Source organism: Rhizobium sp. 32-5/1 (assembly GCF_029537235.1).
In the GTDB taxonomy this organism is placed as follows: domain Bacteria; phylum Pseudomonadota; class Alphaproteobacteria; order Rhizobiales; family Rhizobiaceae; genus Pararhizobium.
The window spans coordinates 1,793,101-1,810,277 of the sequence record NZ_CP120638.1 but is presented as its reverse complement, the minus strand read 5'-3'; the positions used below and the strand labels follow the sequence as shown (position 1 = coordinate 1,810,277).

Below are 17,177 nucleotides of genomic sequence, written 5' to 3'. Positions count from 1 at the left end.
CCGGATGCTCTTTTCCTCTCCACAAGATGCAACAGATATCATCATCTGATGGCGGCCTGTGACACGACGGTGTCCGAGCGGCTGACCGGAACCGAAAATCTCTTCAATTTTTCGGGATCATGCTCTAGAGCATTTGACGATAAACGCCGAAGTTTAAGGAATTCCGATGACGACCCACGATCTCGCCTCTCTTTCGCAGACCATCGATGCGGCTTTCGACAACCGCGACAGCGTCACCATCCATACAAAAGGCGAGATTCGCGATGCGGTCGAAACTGCCCTGACGCTGCTCGACGGGGGCAAGGTTCGCGTCGCCGAAAAGGGCGCGGATGGCAACTGGACCGTCAATCAGTGGCTGAAGAAGGCGGTGCTCCTGTCGTTCCGCCTGAATGACATGGAAGTCGTCAAGGGTGGGCCTAGTCAGTCGACCTGGTGGGACAAGGTTCCCTCCAAGTTCGAAGGCTGGGGTGAGAACCAGTTCCGCGAAGCCGGTTTCCGTGCCGTGCCGAACGCGGTCGTCCGTCGCTCGGCCTATATCGCGCCGAATGCCATCCTGATGCCGTCCTTTGTCAATCTCGGCGCCTATGTTGGTGAGGGCACGATGGTCGATACCTGGGCGACGGTCGGCTCCTGCGCGCAGATCGGCAAACACGTGCACCTGTCCGGCGGCGTCGGCATCGGCGGCGTTCTGGAACCGATGCAGGCCGGCCCGACGATCATCGAGGACAATTGCTTCATCGGCGCGCGCTCCGAGGTGGTCGAAGGCTGCATCGTGCGCGAAGGCTCTGTTCTCGGCATGGGCGTGTTCATTGGTAAATCGACCAAGATCGTCGATCGTGCCACGGGCGAAGTGACCTATGGCGAAGTGCCGCCCTATTCCGTTGTCGTTGCCGGCTCGATGGGCTCTGGCGCGGTTATGCCGAACGGAGTCGTTGCTCCGAACCTTTACTGCGCCGTCATCGTCAAGCGCGTCGATGAAAAGACCCGCTCCAAGACTGGCATCAACGAACTTCTGCGGGATTAATGTGATGGGCGCGGAGGGGCGACAGCCGACCATGGGCTGGCTGTTGTTCAGCCCCTCCGGCCGCATCGGCCGCCGGCTCTATCTGCTGGCGTGGCTTTTCTGGCTGTGTCTCACGGGCTTCGTCATCAGCCGCATGTTCGCCAATCAGGGCGAGGATATAGCTCTGGCCGCGTGGACTCTGGGGCTGATCCTCTGCGCGCTCGCATCGACCGCATCAACCTTTCTGCTGACGGTCAAGCGCCTGCATGACATCGGTTATCCCGGCACCTTCGCCCTTTGCCTGTTCATTCCGGTTATCAGCCCGGTGATCTTCGTCGCGCTCTGCGCTTGGCCAGGAATGGTAGAGCAGAACGAATTCGGGAGCGTGCACAATGGACCCGCTTCCTGAGCCGCCGGAGAATTTGTAAGTGACCTTTTACTGAAGAGGGATCTTCACCGTGAAGCAGGTTTCTTCCGGCGTCGAGGTCACGGACAGCGTGCCATTATGTGCCTTGGTGATTTCCGCGACGATGTAAAGTCCGAGACCAAGTCCTTGCTGGCCTGAATTCGGTTCGCCCCGGAAGAACGGTTTGAAAAGCTCCGCAATCTTTTCCTGCGGGATCGGGTCACCCGCATTGCAGACCGAGAGTGCGAAATGGTCGTCGATGATCTCCGAGCGGACGCGGATTTCACCGTCTTCGGCACCGTGTGTCAGTGCGTTGGAGAGCAGGTTGGACAGCAGCTGGCCGATACGGCCTTCGTCGCAGCGCACCATCGCATCTGTCAGGTTTGCACTGATCCGCCGGTCCGGATGGGCCATGTTCAGCTCCGCGATCACATGTTCCAAGACCGGACGCAGCGGCACGCGATCTGCGTGTTCGATTGCGAAGCCACCGCCCATCCGGCCGCGGGCAAAATCCAGCACGTTGTCGATCAGACCGGACATGCGGGAGATGCTGCTGCGCATCAGGGTCAGTACCGATTTCGTTTTGTCGTCCGCAGCCGAGCGCTGCAACATACGCGTGCCGGCATCGAGCGAAGCCAAAGGATTGCGCAGGTCATGGCCGAGCACGGCGATGAACTGCTCGCGAAGTTCGCTGGCCTGCCTCTCCTGGTCGAGGCGCTGATGCGCGTCGAGATGAAAGGCGATCAATTCTGCAAACAGCTTGAACATGCCGATTGTCTCCGGCGTATTCAGTTTCTGTGGTTTCGTATCGATGGCACAGAGCGTGCCGAAGAATGAGCCATCCTTGAGCAGGATCGGCATGGAAATATAGCTCTGTAGCCCGTAGAACGCCGGCGTATGGTGCTTGGCATAGAGGGGTCGGCATCGACATGGTCGACGACCACGATCTGCCGGTGTTCGCGAATTTCGCTGCAGATCGTCGTCTCGATCTTGAGTTCGCCGCCCGGCTGCAGGCCAAAGGCTATGTCGTCGCGCACACTGCAGGCGATCCAGCGGTCTTCCGTCACGCGCGCCACCGCCGCAAAGCCCATGCCTGTGGTCTTGCAGACCACCTCGAGAATGGTCGGCACCACGCTTATCTGGGCGATCATGTCTACGGCGGCAAGCGGGGCGTTGCTCAAGGGGTGGCTTTCAGGTTTCCATTCGTCCCTTGTCCTGTCGCAGGATGAAAACGTTTGCAAGTCATCAGTTTTGGGGATGGGCGATGCTTGCTGTAAAATTAGGTCGTTGCGAGGCGAGCAGCAACCCTCCCCGCCCTGAAGACGGAGAGGGTGAGCGACCGTTACAGCGTCTTTTTGAAGTCCGCTGCGTCGATGAAGCCATCGCTGTTCTTGTCGCGGCGCTTGAACATCTTGTCCGTGACACCAGCAACTTCGGCCAGGCTGAGCGAACCGCTCTTGTCGGCGTCCGCGCGCTTGAAGCCTTTGCCGCGCATGCCGGGGAACATGCCCGGGCGTGCCTCGCGCAGATCTTCCATCGCCTTGGTCTTATCGGCGTCAGCTTCGTTCTTCGCTTCGCGCCAGGCCTTGCGGGCTTCGCGGAAGGCCTCGCGGCGAACCTTGATTTCATCGCGCGATACCTGGCCATTGTTATCTGCGTCGAAAGTCTTGAAGACGGTTGAGACCCGTGCCTGCATCTCGTCGAGCGAGACCTTGCCGTCCTTGTTGGTATCCAGCCGCTTGATCATCATTTCGGCGCGCTGTTCCGGAGCCATCTTTCCTTTTGCGGCGTAGGAAGAGGCGGAAAAGCCGGTGACGGCGATGCTGGCGGCAATGAAGCCGAGGATGAGAGCCTGTTTCTGCATGGTGTTTCCTTTCAGTGATCGTTATCCCTGACCGAAAGCATACGCGAACCAGCCTCGTCGACCAGTTACATTTTGGTAATTTAAACCTTTGACCTTAAAGGGTTTTTTGATGGCGAAACTGTGCCTGATGTATCCGGATGTTGCCTTCACTTGTCCTGGAGCAGCCGTGTCAGGAAGCCGGTCAGGTCTTCGGTAACGAAGTCGGCCTGCTCATCCGTGTCGGAGCTTTTTTCCCAGGCTTCCGCAAATTCATATTCGAAATTACGTGGCACCAGCAGCACCGTCTTCATGCCCAGCGCCTTCGGCACTACCAGATTGCGCGGCAGGTCCTCGAACATGGCGGCATGTTTTGTGTCGACCCGATGCAGGCTCATGAACTTGTCATAGGTGTCGCCGGCCGGTTTCGGCACGAAATCGGCAGCCACGATGTCGAAAATGTCGTCGAAATGATCGAGGATGCCCAGCCGGCGCGCCGTCATCTCGGCATGTTTGACACTGCCATTGGTGAAGATAAACTTGCGGCCGGGCAGGGTCTTGATCGCTTCGCCCAGCGCCGGGTCCGCCGGTACGACCTCGTAGTCGATCGCATGGGCCTTTTCGAGAAAGTCATTCGGATCGATGCCATGATGCAGCATCAGGCCCTGCAACGTGGTGCCGTGATCGCGATAATACTGTTTCTGCAGCACCTTTGCCTCGACCGGGTCAAGCGTCAGAAGCGCTGCCACATAGGCCGTCATGTTCCGGTCGATCTGCGAGAACAGATTGACGTGGTGCGGATAGAGCGTGTTGTCGAGATCAAACACCCAGTCGGTGACATGGGCGAAATCGGCTTTGGTGGGCAGGCGGTCGAGATTTTTCATGGCAGGCCTTATGCCATGGCGAATGGCTGACGTAAAAGGAAAAGCATGGCGTCGCTCATGCTGCGCTGACGATGAAGACCATTTCTTCCGATGTGGCCTCGTCGAACGGCTGGGATAGCCAGTCTCCATAAACGCTTTCGGCCCGAAGCCCGCATGCCTTGAGCCGCTCTTCAATCTCGGGCCGGACAAGAAAAAGCAGTTCGCTGCTCGATACCAGCGTTCGATCGCCCATCGCATAATGGGTCTCGAACGAAATGCGTTTGTCGACCATCGCCTTCACCTGGCGCGATTGGCGAATGATACCGCTACCGGTGTTCAGTTCCGTCTCCTTGTTCCAGCGTGACGGCCAGTCAATGGCAGGGTTGCGGCTTTCGAAGGCGATCCTGCCGTTTTCCGCCAGATGCTCCCGCATGGTGGCAAAGGTCGCTAGAATATCGCTGTCATCGAGAAACACCTGAAACGCATTGCCTGTCATGATGATCAGGTCGAAGCGCTTGGGTGAGCGGAAGGTCTGCGCGGTCGATTGCACCCATTCGATCTGTCCGCCATGCGGCTTCTGCCGGGCTACATCCAGCATGGCCTTTGCCGGATCAACCCCGGTCACCGTATGGCCCTGTTCGGCATAAGCATTGCACAACAGCCCGGTGCCGCAGCCGAGATCGAGAATGCGTTGGGATGCCTGTCCGGCCAGCGCCAGATAGAAATCCCGGTCGATCGACCAGCCGCTGTCGAGGTCGTAAAGGTCTGCCAGCGACGGCTCTTCGTAATGTAGGTCGGGCATCGGCTATCCCTTAAGGAAATCAGGTCGGGAAGTTAAATCAGCGACCGGGAAGCACAAGCCCCGTTCACGCCTGCCCAGCGATTCCAGGCTGAAACGCAGGCGAGTTGTTACCGAAAGGCGACGGCCTGCGGTATGGCAATGGATTCCGTTTTGCGGGCATGCTAGCGGGCTTTCATGGAAACATGGATCATCATCACCTTCGCCGCGGCCTTCCTCCAGAACATCCGCTCGGCCATGCAGAAGCACCTCAAGGGTGTCATGGGCACGACCGGCGCCACCTTCGTGCGCTTCGGTTTCGGCGTGCCGTTTGCGCTGTTTTATCTCGCGATCCTGTGGCGCGGCTTCGGGCATCCGCTGCCGGTTCCCGATACACAATTCTTTCTCTGGGCCGTCATCGGCGGCCTTGCGCAGATCGCGGCCACCTTCCTGCTCGTGCATCTGTTTTCCTTCCGCAATTTTGCGGTGGGAACAGCCTATTCGCGCACAGAACCGGCGCAGGCTGCCCTGTTTGCGCTGCTGTTTCTCGGCGAAGCGGCGAGCCATGGCACGGTCGTGGCCATCGCGATCTCGGTTGTCGGGGTGATGATCATTTCGGTGGCACGGACTGAACTCAGCCTCACCTCGCTGGTGACATCCGTGTTCACCCGCACCGCCGGCATAGGGCTGCTATCCGGAACATTCTTCGGCCTCTCAGCCGTCTCCTATCGTTCCGCCTCGCTGGCGCTCGCGCCCAGCCTGCCGCAGCCGGATTTTGTCATGCAGGCAAGCTTCACGCTGGGTTTCGTCATACTGCTGCAGACGGTCATCATGCTCGTCTGGATCCTTATGCGCGAGCCGGATGAACTGAAGCGCGTGCTGGTCGCCTGGCGCCCTGGTCTGCTTGTCGGTTTTGCCGGCGCGTCAGCCTCCTTCGGCTGGTTCATGGCCATGACCCTGCAGCAGGCGGCGATAGTCAAGGTCGTGGCACAGGTGGAAATGCTCTTCACTTTTGCGTCCGCCGTCTTCATCTTCCGCGAATGGATCAACCGGTTGGAGGTCATTGGCTGCCTGTTGATCGTGCTGGGTGTCGTCATGCTTCTTGTCTTCTGATAGACAGGATTTCGATCACCGTCGGGAGGATGGAATGAACCAGATCGAAAAAGCCAAGGCATTTGCCGCGCTGCACCGGAAGGGCGATCCGGTCGTGCTCTACAATATCTGGGATGCCGGCAGCGCGGTTGCCGTTGCTGAATCCGGTGCGAAGGCGCTGGCCACCGGCAGTTGGTCGGTTGCCGCCGCCGGCGGCTTTGGCGACGGACAGCAAATTCCGCTGCTGCTTCTGTGCGACATCGCCCGCAGCATCGTCAGCGCCACCGACCTTCCGGTGTCAATCGATTTCGAAGGCGGTTATGCGGAAACATCAGGCGAAACGGCGATCAATGTCGCCCATGTCGCCAATGCCGGTGCCGTCGGCATCAATTTGGAAGATCAGGTGGTCGGCGGCAAGGGGCTGCATGCCGCAGAGGCGCAAGGACAGCGCATTGCCGCCATCCGAGCCATGGCCGATAGCCGTGACCTGCCTTTTTCATCAATGCCCGCACCGATGTGTTCCTGAAGGAGCCGGACGGGTCAAGACATGCCGATCTTCTCGATGAAGCCATCCGGCGCGGCCGCTTCTATGAACAGGCCGGCGCCAGCGGCTTCTTCGTGCCCGGCCTTTCCGACCCTGATCTGATCGGCCGCGTCTGCGATGCCATATCGCTGCCCGTCAACGTCATGATGAAACCCGGCGCACCGGATGTCGCGACCCTCGCCGGCCTCGGCGTTGCCCGCATCAGCCACGGCCCCTTCCCCTACCGCGCGATGATCGCGTGGTTGAAGGGTGAGGCGAGCAGAATTTACGGGCTGGGATAGTTCGCCGTCTCACGGAACGATCAGCGTTCCCGCACCATGCTCGGTGAAGATCTCCAGCAGCACCGAATGCGCGGTCTTGCCATTGAGGATGACGACGCCCTGGACGCCGGCCTTGATGGCTTCGATGCAGGTCTCGACCTTGGGGATCATGCCGCCGGAGATCGTCCCGTCCTTGATCAGCGCCAGGGCCTCGGCAACCGAAAGCTCCTTGATCAGTTCCTTGTTCTTGTCGAGCACGCCGGGAACGTCGGTGAGGAACAGAAGGCGCGTGGCGTTCAGCGCGCCGGCAATGGCACCGGCGAAAGTGTCGGCATTGATGTTGTAGGTATGGCCGTCACGGCCGGGCGCGACCGGCGCGATCACGGGGATCATTTCGGATTTGGCGAGAAGATCGAGCAGAGTGCGGTCGACCTCGACCACTTCGCCGACGAAGCCGAGATCAAGCACGCGTTCGATATTGCTATCGGGATCAACAACGGTCTTGCGGGCCTTTTCGGCAAAGACCATGTTGCCGTCCTTGCCGCAAAGTCCGATCGCCCATTCGCCGGTCTGGTTGATCAGCGCGACGATTTCCTTGTTGATCGAGCCGGCAAGTACCATCTCGACGATCTCGACCGTCTTCTGGTCGGTGACGCGCAGGCCGCCCTCGAACTTCGACTCGATGCCCATCTTTGTCAGCATGGCGCCGATCTGCGGGCCGCCGCCGTGCACGACGATCGGGTTGACGCCGGATTGCTTCAACAGCGCCACGTCGGCCGCAAACGCCTTGCCGAGCTCCGGATCGCCCATGGCATGGCCGCCATATTTGACGACGATCGTCTTGTTCTCGTAGCGCTGCATATAGGGCAGGGCCTGTGCGAGAAGGCGTGCCTGGGTTTCGCTTTCGGATGCGGACATGATGGAACCCTTCGATACAATCGGCGTGTCGGGAGCGGCGTTTCCGCCTCGTGAATTCTAACCGTTTCCTTTAACGGCATCGCGCTTCAATGCAAGTTCCCAATGCAGGTTCAGGGACGAATGCAATGATCCGGGTCGTTGATATCTGCGTAATGACAACCGGTCGTGACACGGCGCAGCTATCGACACCGGCTGCCTTTTTATCCGGCAGATTGTGCCCTATGTTCCACGCAACGGGATGGAGACCGGAATTCTCAATGACCATTGACGATATTTCCCCGCTCATCGGCCGCGTCTCGCTGAGGGACCGGGCTGCGTTTTCGCAGCTCTATCAAAAGACCAGCCCGAAACTTTTCGCCATCTGCATTCGTATCCTTCGCGACAGGGCAGAGGCGGAAGAGGCGTTGCAGGAAATCTACATCAAGATCTGGCAAAGGGCGGATCGTTATGCCACAGGCGAAACGAGTCCAATGGCCTGGTTGTCGGCGATTGCCAGAAACCATTCGATCGATATGATCCGCGCCCGCAAGCCGGTGGCAAACACGATTGACGAGGCTTATGATTTGGCCGATCCTTCGCCCGATCCGGAGAAATCGGCGTTGAACAGCGCTGAGGGAAGGCGGATCGAAACCTGCATGGCGCAACTCGACAAGGAACGCGCCGAAGCCGTGCGCAAGGCCTATGTCGAAGGATTGAGCTATCAGGAACTGGCGGCGCTCTTCAATGTACCGCTGAATACGATGCGCACCTGGCTGCGGCGCAGCCTGCTGAAACTGAGAGAGTGCATGGATCAATGACCACACAGAACCCCGAAAGCGGAGATTTCCGGCGCGATGAAGTGATCGCGGGAGAATACGTGCTCGGCGTTCTGTCTGCCGACGACCGGCACAAGGTCGAGGCACGCATGGTGCTGGATCGCTCTTTCGCGGCAATGGTCGGCCGCTGGCAGGATAATCTTTCCTCCTTCGAGGACGAATTCGAACCCGTTGCCCCGCCGCCGCGGGTGCTGACCATGGTCGAGCGCCGCTTGTTTGCCGACGCTGCGCCCACCGCTCCCGTGGCTGCCGGTTCCGGCGGGTTCTGGAGTTCGCTGGCGCTCTGGCGCGGACTGACGCTCGCCGCCGTTGTCGGCATGGCCGCCATCGGCACGATCAACAGCAACCTGTTTTCCACCAGCCAGGCGGCCAAGCCGCTGGTAGCCGAATTATCCGGCGAGGGAAGCGCTTCGGTCAACCTGATCGCGCAGTATGATGGCGAAAGCGGCAGGCTGCGTCTGACGCCGGTTGCTGCCCGCCAGACGGAAGAAAAATCACTGGAGCTTTGGCTGATCGTCGGCGATACGCCGGCGCAATCCCTGGGTGTGCTGCCGCAAACCGGCCAGGGCGAAATCGTCATAGCGCCGGAGCTTCGCTCGAAAATCGGCGCAGGCGCAACCTTCGCTATCAGCGTAGAGCCTTTCGGTGGATCTCCGACAGGTTCTGCCACCGGCCCGGTCATCGCAGCAGGCAAGGCGCGCAATCTTTAAAAGGTAAGAATTTACTTACCGAACCTGCACCTTTCCGCGGGCTTGCGCTCGCCCGATGTTTTGGTCTGTTGAATTTGCTGTTTCTGAAAAAATAAAAGAAAATCAACAAATTGATAAAAGATAGATTTTCCTGAAACTCTTTTTGAAGCGCTCCCGTTAATCATCCTGTTCCCCGCAGAGAGGGATCGCAGACATCCCTAGCGGATGTCGGGAGAGACCCGGGTCCCGGGTTTGCGAGATAAACAGGAGAAGATTTATGTTCAAGACCACGATCCGTACGCTCACCATTGCTTCCGTTCTGGCTGCCGGTACTTTCGCCGCTTACGCTGAAAACCCGATGGTCGGCGGTGCTGCCATGTATGAAGACAAGAACATCGTCGAGAACGCCGTTAATTCCAAGGACCACACCACGCTGGTTGCAGCCGTAAAGGCCGCTGGCTTGGTTGAAACGCTGTCCGGCGCCGGTCCATTCACCGTCTTCGCACCGACCAACGAAGCTTTCGCCGCCCTGCCGGCCGGTACCGTCGACACGTTGCTGAAGCCGGAAAGCAAGGACATGCTGACCAAGGTCCTGACCTGCCACGTCGTTTCGGCCAACGCAATGTCCGACGCCATCACCAAGATGGTTGCTGACGATGGCGGCACGCATGACGTCACCACCGTCGGCGGCTGCGTACTGAAAGCCAAGGCAGACGGCGGCAAGATCACGCTGACGGATGAAACCGGTGGTGTCGCAACCGTCACGATCGCCGATGTCAAGCAGTCGAACGGCGTGATCCACGTGATCGACAAGGTTCTTCTGCCGAAGTCCTGATCCCTAGCCGGATCCTTTGGGTGCCGGATGCGGTCTTAAACCCGCATCTTCGGTGCCAGGCCGGACGTCCTTATCCCGCGTTCGGCCTCAAGGCCGTTGGCTTTCACTCGCCAGCGGCCTTTTTATATGAGGAATGGTGCGTGGCCGCGGGGGCCGCTCACGTCGGTTTGATCCTATTTGTTTTGCGGCGCTCTCCGCGCGCAGCTAAGATATGTCCAAAGCGGAATGTTTTCGCACCGAAATTCAACAGTCTGGGAGCCATCATGACGACGCGGCGCTTTTTCCTTCTTTCCGGCACGGCCTTCCTTGCTGCTACGGGTCTGGCACGCTTCACGCGTCCGGGCTTCGCGGCGCCAACAGAGACTTTCGAAGTGACGAAGACCGAGGCCGAGTGGAAGGCTATCCTCACCGAGGAGCAGTTCAGCATCCTGCGGCAGGAAGATACGGAAAGACCGTTCACCAGCGCGCTTAACAATGAAAAGCGCAAGGGCGTTTTCCAGTGCGCCGGTTGCGAATTGCCGGCCTATTCTTCAGAGACGAAATTCGACAGCGGCACGGGCTGGCCAAGCTTCTGGGACGCGATCGAGGGCGGCATCGGCACGCGTGAGGACACGTCGTTCTTCATGACGCGGGTGGAATGCCATTGCCGTCGCTGCGGCGGCCATTTCGGCCATATCTTCGATGATGGCCCGCAGCCGACCGGCAAGCGACATTGCATCAACGGTCTGGCGCTAAAATTCGTGCCGGCAACGGCTGCCTGAGGCTTAGCGCCCGATCGCCGTATATATCGCGTTGCGCAGGTCTTCGAGGCCCGTTCCCTTTTCCGATGAGGTCGATAGCACCACGGGGAAGGCGGCGGGCCTTTTCTTGATTTTTTCCTGCGTTTCGGCAATCACCCGCGGCACGGCAGGTTCCTTGATCTTGTCGGTCTTGGTCAGGACGATCTGGTAGGAGACGGCCGCCTTGTCGAGAAGGGCAAGGGCTTCCTCGTCATTCGGCTTGACGCCATGGCGGCTGTCGATCAGCACATAGACGCGCTTCAGCGTCGAGCGGCCACGCAGATAGTCGAAGACCAGCTTGGTCCAGGCGTCGACATTTTCCTTCGGTGCCTTGGCATAGCCATAGCCGGGCATGTCGACCAGCGCCATCGGCGGCAGGTCCTTGCCTTCGCCGGTATAGCCGGCCGGTACGAAATAATTGAGTTCCTGGGTGCGGCCCGGCGTGTTGGATGTGCGGGCAAGGCCGTGATGCCCGACCAGCGCATTGATCAGCGAGGACTTGCCGACATTGGAGCGTCCGGCAAAGGCAATCTCCATCGGCCCCTCGGGGGCAGGAACTCCATCGACGGCACACCGCGAATAAAGATCCACGGGCGTCCAAAAACGGGAAGGGGCTGCTGCGGCTTTGTTTCGGTCATGTCTGTCGCTCATCCTTTATACCCTGCAGGGCTTCAAGGTTTTGGCCGCCCTTGTCAAGGCAGACGGCGTGCATTGGCCTATGAGGCACGCACCAGCCGGCGCTGGCGCCACATTTCGACGCTGAGATAGGCTAAAAGTGCTGTCAGAACGATGGCGCCGCCGATGACAGTGTTGAGGCTCGGGATCTCGCCATGGATGACCGCCACCCAGAGCGGACCAAGCACGGTCTCCGTCGTACCCAGCAGGGCGGCGAGTGCCGAGGGAACAAGCCGCGCGCCGGTGACGAACAAGGCGAGCCCCAGGCCGAAGTTCAATGCACCGAACACAACGAGCACACCGAGTTCCGGTAGCGTGACTGCAAAACTGCTCGCCTGCGTCGCCGCGACGCTGCCGGCAACGATGGTGCCGAGACAAACGGCCGGCGTCATCCGGACATGGGCGTAACGGCGCGTGATCACGGTCGCCGTCGCGAAGACCAGCGCGATCAGAAGCGCCAGCGCATCGCCGATCAGCGAGACCGTGCCGCCGATCGAGTCCGAGACCATGATTGCCACACCGAAGATGACAGCGGCGATGGCGAGCCAAGTCAGGAGCGAAATGCGTTCGCGAAACAGGACCCAGGCGATGAGCGCGGCAATCAGCGGCACCCCTGCCTGGATCAGCACGACATTTGCGACTGTCGTATAGGCCAGCGCCAGGATGAACGATGTGGAGGCGATGGCGAAACACAGCCCGACGGCGATGCCGGGCAGGCCCATCGTTCGAAACAGGGTCACGGTGCTGCGCGGCCCGTCGCGCAGCAGCATGAAGCCGATCAGGAAAAGGGCTGCAAAGACGGAGCGCCAGAAAACCACCGTCCAGCTATCGTTGATGTCAAGGAAACGCGCCAGCGTGCCGCCGAAGCTCCAGACAATCGCCGAACCGAGAACAAGGACAATGCCGTTTGTCTGGCTTGGCTGGGTCGCCAGAGCAGGCTTCTGAAACGAGGTCGGCTGCGACATGGGCGAATCCATTGATAAGCACCGTAATCTAGGACCAAATCGCGACGTTCACGCCGGTAATCGCGACAAGGCCCTGTCGCAATTCCCGAAAGTCACGGTTCCTCGACGCCGATCTTTTCCGGTATCGGCTTGATGATCGCAAGCACGATCCCGCCGATGGCTATGATCACCGATCCCACGATGACGCCTGTTGTCGGCACTTCATTGAAAAACAGAAACCCGATGAGGGCGGCGAAGACAAGCCAGGCATAGTCAACCGGTCCGACGATCGCCAGCGATGCAATCCGATAGCCGCGCACGATGCAATATTGTGCCGCAACGGCGATCGGGCCGAGCAGGAGAAAAGGGGCCATGGCAGAGAGCGACATGGCTTTCCAGGCGAAGGCTGCCGGAATGGCGAGCAGTATGATGCCGAAACCATTCACATGCAAAAGCACGGTCAGCGGCCTGTCGGCATGGGACAGGACCCGGATCAGCAAACCTTCGACGGCCAGCAGCGCAGCGCCGGCAACGGCAATCGCCGCCGGCCAGAGATAGGCCGGCTGGAACTGCGCAAAGGCGCCGCGTGAAATCATGATGAAACCTGCCCCGGCACAACTGAGGACAATGCCGACCAGATGCTGCTTCGTGACATCCTCCTTCAGGATGAACACGGCGAGCGGAATGACGAAGACCACATAGAGCAGACCAAGTGCCGTCGCATCGACAATCGGCATTTCGGCTGAAGCGTAGATGAGCGCAAAACCACCGGAAACACCGAAGATGGCGCGCACGGCATGCGAAAACGGCCGATCACTGCGATAGGCGCGCAGGCTTTCGCCTTTGCAGGCAACGACACCCAGCAATGTTGCAAAGCCCGTGACGTAGCGGAGAAACTGGATCTGCACGACGGATACGGATTCGCCGCCGAATTTCCCCGATGCAAAGATCAAGGAAAATAACGCAGTGCCCAGCAAGACCCAGATCATGGCCTCGACGTTTGAATTCGACCGGATTTTCCGCAAGCTCTTGTCTTTCCGAGGTTTATTGTACCAGTCTTGCCAAACTGCCGGGCTGTGTTGCAAACTCGAATTTTAGTGTCTGAATGAGTATTTTCGATGCAGAACAAGAGAAGTGTCTCGCTCAACGCTGTGCGGATATTCGTGTTGGCCGCCCGCCACCTCAGCATCCTGAAAGCCGCGACGGAGGTGGGACTAACCCCCAGTGCCGTCAGCCATCAGATCAAGAAGCTGGAGGGGAACTGGGCCTGCCTCTTTTCAAGCGAAGCCACAACTTCCTCGTGCTGACGGATGCCGGACGTCGTCTCTACGACGACGCTGCCGCAGCGATCGCTGCTATTGATCGCTCGACGGAGGCCCTCAGTCGCGACCAGAACGAAATCGTCGTGCGCGTCTCCGTGTCTTTGGCGGTTCGCTGGTTGATCCCGGCGCTCGAGCGGTTCAAGGCGCTTCATCCGGCAGCCCGTGTTCGCGTCGAGACCAAGGTCACCTCCGACATCGCTCTTGGCACCTGCGATCTTGCCATTTCCTATCACCGTGCCGGCTCGGTGCCTGCCGAAGGCGAGTGGCTTGCTGCCGACATGAGCCGCCCCGTGGCCTCGCCGGCGCTTTTGATTGCCGCGGGATATGAAGGCGCCGGTGATCTCGCAAGAATCCCCGCCCTGCAGTGCGCGCAGGATAATTGGGACTGGTCGCTGTGGACCCGCACGCTTGGACTGGAGCCGCGCGTTGTCAATATCCAGCATGTGTTCGATACCGACGATGCAGCCTTGCACGCGGCCACCGCCGGGTTGGGCATGGTTCTGGCACCCGCATTTCTGACGGAACGGGAGATCCGCTCCGGAGGCCTGGTCGCCTTGCCGGGCTTCGGCCCCGTGGATCTCGGCCATTATCGCGTTGTCTTTCAGCGCCACGAAAACCGCATGACCCGGAAATTCCGCAAATGGCTCGGCGAGGAGATGCAACGCATGCTCTAAAGCGGCGGCCGTCCTTCGGGGAGCCATGCACAACAAAAAGCCCGGTTCAAGCGTGTGAACCGGGCTTCTTTTATCCTTTGTGCCGACCGTTACTCAGCCGGTTTGGGCTTCTTGACGAACAATCCCTTGAGATTGTCGATCAGTTCGACCTTCACACCCTGGCGTTTCATGATGAAGGCCTGCTGGGTGATCGACAGCGTGTTGTTCCAGGCCCAGTAGATGACGAGACCGGCCGGGAAGGTTGCCAGCATGAAGGTGAAGACGACAGGCATCCAGGTGAACAGCATCGCCTGTGTCGGATCCGGCGGCGTCGGATTCATGCGCATCTGCAGGAACATGGTGACACCCATGATCAACGGCCAGACGCCGATCATCAGCATATGTGGCACGTCATAAGGAAGCAGGCCGAACAGGTTGAACAGCGAGGTCGGATCCGGCGCCGAAAGGTCCTGGATCCAGCCGAAGAACGGCGCATGGCGCATTTCGATGGTGACGTAGATCACCTTGTAGAGCGCGAAGAACACCGGGATCTGCAAGAGGATCGGCCAGCAACCGGCGATCGGGTTGATCTTCTCTTCCTTGTAGAGCGCCATCATGCCCTGCTGCAGGGCCATGCGGTCGTCGCCATGCTTCTTCTTCAGTTCCTCCATCTTCGGCTGGACCTTCTTCATGTTCGCCATCGAAGCATATTGCTTGCTGGCGAGCGGAAAGAAGAGCAGCTTGACGACGACGGTGGTCATCAGGATGGCAACGCCGAAGTTCCCGAAGTAACGGAAGAAGAAGTCCATCATTTTGAACATCGGCTTGGTGATGAAGTAGAACCAGCCCCAGTCGATCAAAAGGTCGAACTGCGGGATTGCGTAGGTCTGCTCATAGCCATCGACCAGCGGCACCTGCTTGGCGCCTGCGAAAACGAGATTCTTGAGTTCCGTGGACTGGCCGGGCGCTATCGTGATCGCATCCTGCTTGTAGTCTGCCTGGTAGCGCGGGCGACCATCGGGGAAGTGCGCGAACTTGGCCTCGTACGGCGTTGCCTGCGGCGGAACGATTGCTGCCGCCCAGTATTTGTCCGTGATGCCGAGCCAGCCGGTCGTTGTCTTGCCGGGCTGAATGGGGGCTTCATCTTCCACCTTGCCATAGGCAACTTCGGTCAGCCCATGTTCGCCGATCACGCCGATAAAGCCTTCGTGCAACACGTAGACGCTTGGTTCGAGTGGTTTGTTGAAGCGCGTCACCCGGCCGTAGGAGGACAGCGAAACCGGTGCCGTTCCGGCATTGGAAACGGCGTCGGTAACCTGGAACATGAAATGGTCGTCGATGGAAATCGTCCGGGTGAACGTCAGACCCTTTTCGTTGGTAAAGGTGAGCGTCACCGGGGTCGCCGTCGTCAGCTTGTCGCCGCCCGAAAGGGTCCATACCGTGGTCGGGCCGGGAACTGTACCCGTCGCCTCATTGCCGATATAGCCGAGTTCAGTGAAATACCCGTTCTGGGTCTCAGCCGGGCTGAAGAGCGTGATCAGTGGGCTCTTGTCGTCGACAGTCTCGTGGTATTCCTTGAGCTTCAGGTCGTCGAAACGGGCGCCGGTCAGGTTGATCGAGCCACTGAGCGCCGGCGTGTCGATGGTCACGCGGGCGGACTTGGCGATTGCCTGGTCGCGGCTCTCGACGGATCCGGGCACGGCGCCGTTGGCCGGCAGAGCTTGGCCCGGTGTCGCCTGTTGCGCGGCATTGTTGGCGGCCTGCGTCTGGCTCTGTGCCTGCTGCGCTTCGGCGGCGAGACGATCCTTCTCGATCTTCGGATTGACGTAGAGGAACTGCCAGGCAATCAGGATGAGCACGGACAGGGCAATTGCCACGAAGTAATTGCGGTTTTTTTCCATCATTCTTTCCTGGAGCCGGCCTGTTCGGGCCGCTTATGTTTCGGCTTGTTTTCGATGCGTTCGCTCAGGCTCCTGATGATCCGCTCGAAAGGGGCGGTCAGAAGGTCGCGTCGGGCGACAATCACATAGTCGTGTCCCGGCTTCATTGCAAATCCGGCAGACAGACGCACCGCCTCCTTGAGGCGTCGTCGCATCCGGTTGCGTTCCACGGCATTGCCCTGTTTCTTCGTCACCGTAAAACCGGCGCGCGGCGGTTCCTGCGGGGCGTTTCGGTCGAGGACCTCCAGAAGAAACAGCGGTCCTTTCCGTTGTTCTCCCGCACGCACGGCAAGAAACTGCGGGCGGCTTTTCAGCCGCCCGGCAGTTATTTCATCGTTGCTTGACGTCGTTCGCCCGCGATTGGTCATCGGGCAACGCCAGCTTAAGCTGACAGACGCTTGCGGCCACGTGCCCGACGGGCGATGATGACCTTGCGGCCACCCTTTGTGGCGATACGGGCACGAAAGCCGTGCCGGCGCTTGCGAACAAGCTTGGACGGTTGGTAGGTACGCTTCGTCATTTATTTTAACACCGCGGTGTGCGGCCCTTCTTGGGTTTGCTTTTTAGCAAGGAGCGTTACGTTCCGGACATGGCGCGGCCACAGGGCAACGCAAGTTGACCGGACGTGCGCGGCTTATAAGGGCAAACTCCACGCAGAGTCAATTCCCGAGCCAGGATACAGGACATCCGGCGCCCGCAGGCAGGGCGCCGCGAGCTTAACCGTCGAATTTATCAACCCTTGATTGTATAGTAAGTGGATTCTAACCGATTCCAATTACCGGAGCGTTAAACAGGTTTCCCTAGATTTTTAAGGGTTTTGC

General features: G+C 59.4%; 20 protein-coding genes and 2 pseudogenes. 11 read left to right on the top strand and 11 right to left on the bottom strand.

Annotated features, from left to right (window positions below; genetic code table 11):
• Positions 1-166: 166 nt before the first annotated feature.
• Both dapD and P6U16_RS09305 read left to right on the top strand, forming a co-directional pair.
• Complete coding sequence (gene dapD, locus P6U16_RS09310) at positions 167-1,024, top strand: 2,3,4,5-tetrahydropyridine-2,6-dicarboxylate N-succinyltransferase (RefSeq protein WP_277703502.1); 858 nt, start codon at positions 167-169, stop codon at positions 1,022-1,024.
• A gap of 4 nt (positions 1,025-1,028) precedes the next feature.
• Positions 1,029-1,412, top strand: coding sequence for a DUF805 domain-containing protein (locus tag P6U16_RS09305; RefSeq protein WP_277703501.1), 384 nt, complete (start codon positions 1,029-1,031; stop codon positions 1,410-1,412).
• A 27-nt stretch (positions 1,413-1,439) separates the two neighbouring features.
• Here the strand turns inward: P6U16_RS09305 and P6U16_RS09300 are convergent, their stop codons facing one another.
• Positions 1,440-2,384: a GAF domain-containing sensor histidine kinase gene (locus P6U16_RS09300; protein WP_349017693.1), complete on the bottom strand. Its 945-nt coding sequence runs from the start codon at positions 2,382-2,384 to the stop codon at positions 1,440-1,442.
• On the opposite strand from P6U16_RS09300, the gene P6U16_RS28350 reads away from it, so the two are divergent.
• Complete coding sequence (locus tag P6U16_RS28350) at positions 2,339-2,638, top strand: hypothetical protein (RefSeq protein ID WP_349017685.1); 300 nt, start codon at positions 2,339-2,341, stop codon at positions 2,636-2,638. The genes P6U16_RS09300 and P6U16_RS28350 overlap by 46 nt on opposite strands.
• A 113-nt stretch (positions 2,639-2,751) precedes the next feature.
• Here the strand turns inward: P6U16_RS28350 and P6U16_RS09295 are convergent, their stop codons facing one another.
• From P6U16_RS09295 to P6U16_RS09285, 3 genes are all read right to left on the bottom strand, one after another.
• Positions 2,752-3,273, bottom strand: coding sequence for an EF-hand domain-containing protein (locus P6U16_RS09295; RefSeq protein ID WP_277703500.1), 522 nt, complete (start codon positions 3,271-3,273; stop codon positions 2,752-2,754).
• Positions 3,274-3,419: 146 nt separating this feature from the next.
• Positions 3,420-4,133, bottom strand: a complete 714-nt coding sequence (locus P6U16_RS09290; RefSeq protein ID WP_277703499.1) for a pyrimidine 5'-nucleotidase — start codon at positions 4,131-4,133, stop codon at positions 3,420-3,422.
• A gap of 55 nt (positions 4,134-4,188) precedes the next feature.
• Positions 4,189-4,914 carry a class I SAM-dependent methyltransferase gene (locus P6U16_RS09285; RefSeq protein WP_277703498.1) on the bottom strand — a complete coding sequence of 242 codons (726 nt, stop codon included), beginning with the start codon at positions 4,912-4,914 and terminating at the stop codon, positions 4,189-4,191.
• Positions 4,915-5,088: 174 nt separating this feature from the next.
• On the opposite strand from P6U16_RS09285, the gene P6U16_RS09280 reads away from it, so the two are divergent.
• Both P6U16_RS09280 and P6U16_RS09275 read left to right on the top strand, forming a co-directional pair.
• Positions 5,089-6,003, top strand: coding sequence for a DMT family transporter (locus P6U16_RS09280; protein ID WP_277703497.1), 915 nt, complete (start codon positions 5,089-5,091; stop codon positions 6,001-6,003).
• 34 nt (positions 6,004-6,037) lie between these two features.
• Positions 6,038-6,807 (top strand): annotated as a pseudogene (locus P6U16_RS09275) (isocitrate lyase/phosphoenolpyruvate mutase family protein).
• A 9-nt stretch (positions 6,808-6,816) separates the two neighbouring features.
• Here the strand turns inward: P6U16_RS09275 and argB are convergent.
• Positions 6,817-7,704: an acetylglutamate kinase gene (gene argB, locus P6U16_RS09270; protein WP_277703496.1), complete on the bottom strand. Its 888-nt coding sequence runs from the start codon at positions 7,702-7,704 to the stop codon at positions 6,817-6,819.
• Between the two features lie 257 nt (positions 7,705-7,961).
• Between argB and P6U16_RS09265 the strand changes: the two genes are divergently transcribed.
• The 4 genes from P6U16_RS09265 to msrB all read left to right on the top strand — a co-directional run bounded on the left by P6U16_RS09265 (position 7,962) and on the right by msrB (position 10,804).
• Positions 7,962-8,501 (top strand): sigma-70 family RNA polymerase sigma factor, encoded by a 540-nt coding sequence (locus P6U16_RS09265; RefSeq protein ID WP_277703495.1) that lies wholly within the window; start codon positions 7,962-7,964, stop codon positions 8,499-8,501.
• Positions 8,498-9,229 carry an anti-sigma factor gene (locus tag P6U16_RS09260; RefSeq protein ID WP_277703494.1) on the top strand — a complete coding sequence of 244 codons (732 nt, stop codon included), beginning with the start codon at positions 8,498-8,500 and terminating at the stop codon, positions 9,227-9,229. The genes P6U16_RS09265 and P6U16_RS09260 overlap by 4 nt, the downstream gene beginning before the upstream one ends.
• A 256-nt stretch (positions 9,230-9,485) precedes the next feature.
• Positions 9,486-10,043: a fasciclin domain-containing protein gene (locus P6U16_RS09255; protein WP_277703493.1), complete on the top strand. Its 558-nt coding sequence runs from the start codon at positions 9,486-9,488 to the stop codon at positions 10,041-10,043.
• A 263-nt stretch (positions 10,044-10,306) separates the two neighbouring features.
• Positions 10,307-10,804 carry a peptide-methionine (R)-S-oxide reductase MsrB gene (gene msrB / locus P6U16_RS09250; RefSeq protein WP_277703492.1) on the top strand — a complete coding sequence of 166 codons (498 nt, stop codon included), beginning with the start codon at positions 10,307-10,309 and terminating at the stop codon, positions 10,802-10,804.
• Between the two features lie 3 nt (positions 10,805-10,807).
• On the opposite strand, the pseudogene yihA reads toward msrB, so the two are convergent.
• From yihA to P6U16_RS09235, 3 genes and pseudogenes are all read right to left on the bottom strand, one after another.
• A pseudogene (gene yihA, locus P6U16_RS09245) lies at positions 10,808-11,460 on the bottom strand (ribosome biogenesis GTP-binding protein YihA/YsxC).
• Positions 11,461-11,538: 78 nt separating this feature from the next.
• Entirely contained in the window at positions 11,539-12,462 is a 924-nt protein-coding gene (locus P6U16_RS09240; RefSeq protein WP_277703491.1) for a DMT family transporter, read from the bottom strand.
• 92 nt (positions 12,463-12,554) lie between these two features.
• Positions 12,555-13,466 (bottom strand): DMT family transporter, encoded by a 912-nt coding sequence (locus P6U16_RS09235; protein ID WP_277703490.1) that lies wholly within the window; start codon positions 13,464-13,466, stop codon positions 12,555-12,557.
• A 93-nt stretch (positions 13,467-13,559) separates the two neighbouring features.
• On the opposite strand from P6U16_RS09235, the gene P6U16_RS28345 reads away from it, so the two are divergent.
• On the top strand, positions 13,560-13,748 hold the full coding sequence (locus P6U16_RS28345; RefSeq protein ID WP_349017684.1) for a LysR family transcriptional regulator: 189 nt from the start codon (positions 13,560-13,562) through the stop codon (positions 13,746-13,748).
• Positions 13,742-14,437: a LysR substrate-binding domain-containing protein gene (locus tag P6U16_RS09230; protein WP_277703489.1), complete on the top strand. Its 696-nt coding sequence runs from the start codon at positions 13,742-13,744 to the stop codon at positions 14,435-14,437. Before P6U16_RS28345 ends, P6U16_RS09230 begins: the two co-directional genes overlap by 7 nt.
• 89 nt (positions 14,438-14,526) lie before the next feature.
• Here the strand turns inward: P6U16_RS09230 and yidC are convergent, their stop codons facing one another.
• Genes yidC through rpmH form a run of 3 tightly spaced genes read right to left on the bottom strand, consistent with a single transcriptional unit; the run spans position 14,527 to position 16,876 of the window.
• Positions 14,527-16,317 (bottom strand): membrane protein insertase YidC, encoded by a 1,791-nt coding sequence (gene yidC, locus P6U16_RS09225; protein WP_277703799.1) that lies wholly within the window; start codon positions 16,315-16,317, stop codon positions 14,527-14,529.
• The gene (gene rnpA, locus P6U16_RS09220; RefSeq protein WP_277703488.1) at positions 16,317-16,724 is read right to left on the bottom strand and encodes a ribonuclease P protein component; all 408 of its coding nucleotides are present in this window, start codon (positions 16,722-16,724) and stop codon (positions 16,317-16,319) included. The genes yidC and rnpA overlap by 1 nt, the downstream gene beginning before the upstream one ends.
• Before the next feature lie 14 nt (positions 16,725-16,738).
• A complete protein-coding gene (rpmH, locus tag P6U16_RS09215; protein ID WP_158472990.1) occupies positions 16,739-16,876 on the bottom strand; it encodes a 50S ribosomal protein L34 in 138 nt (45 codons plus the stop codon).
• Positions 16,877-17,177 lie beyond the last annotated feature (301 nt).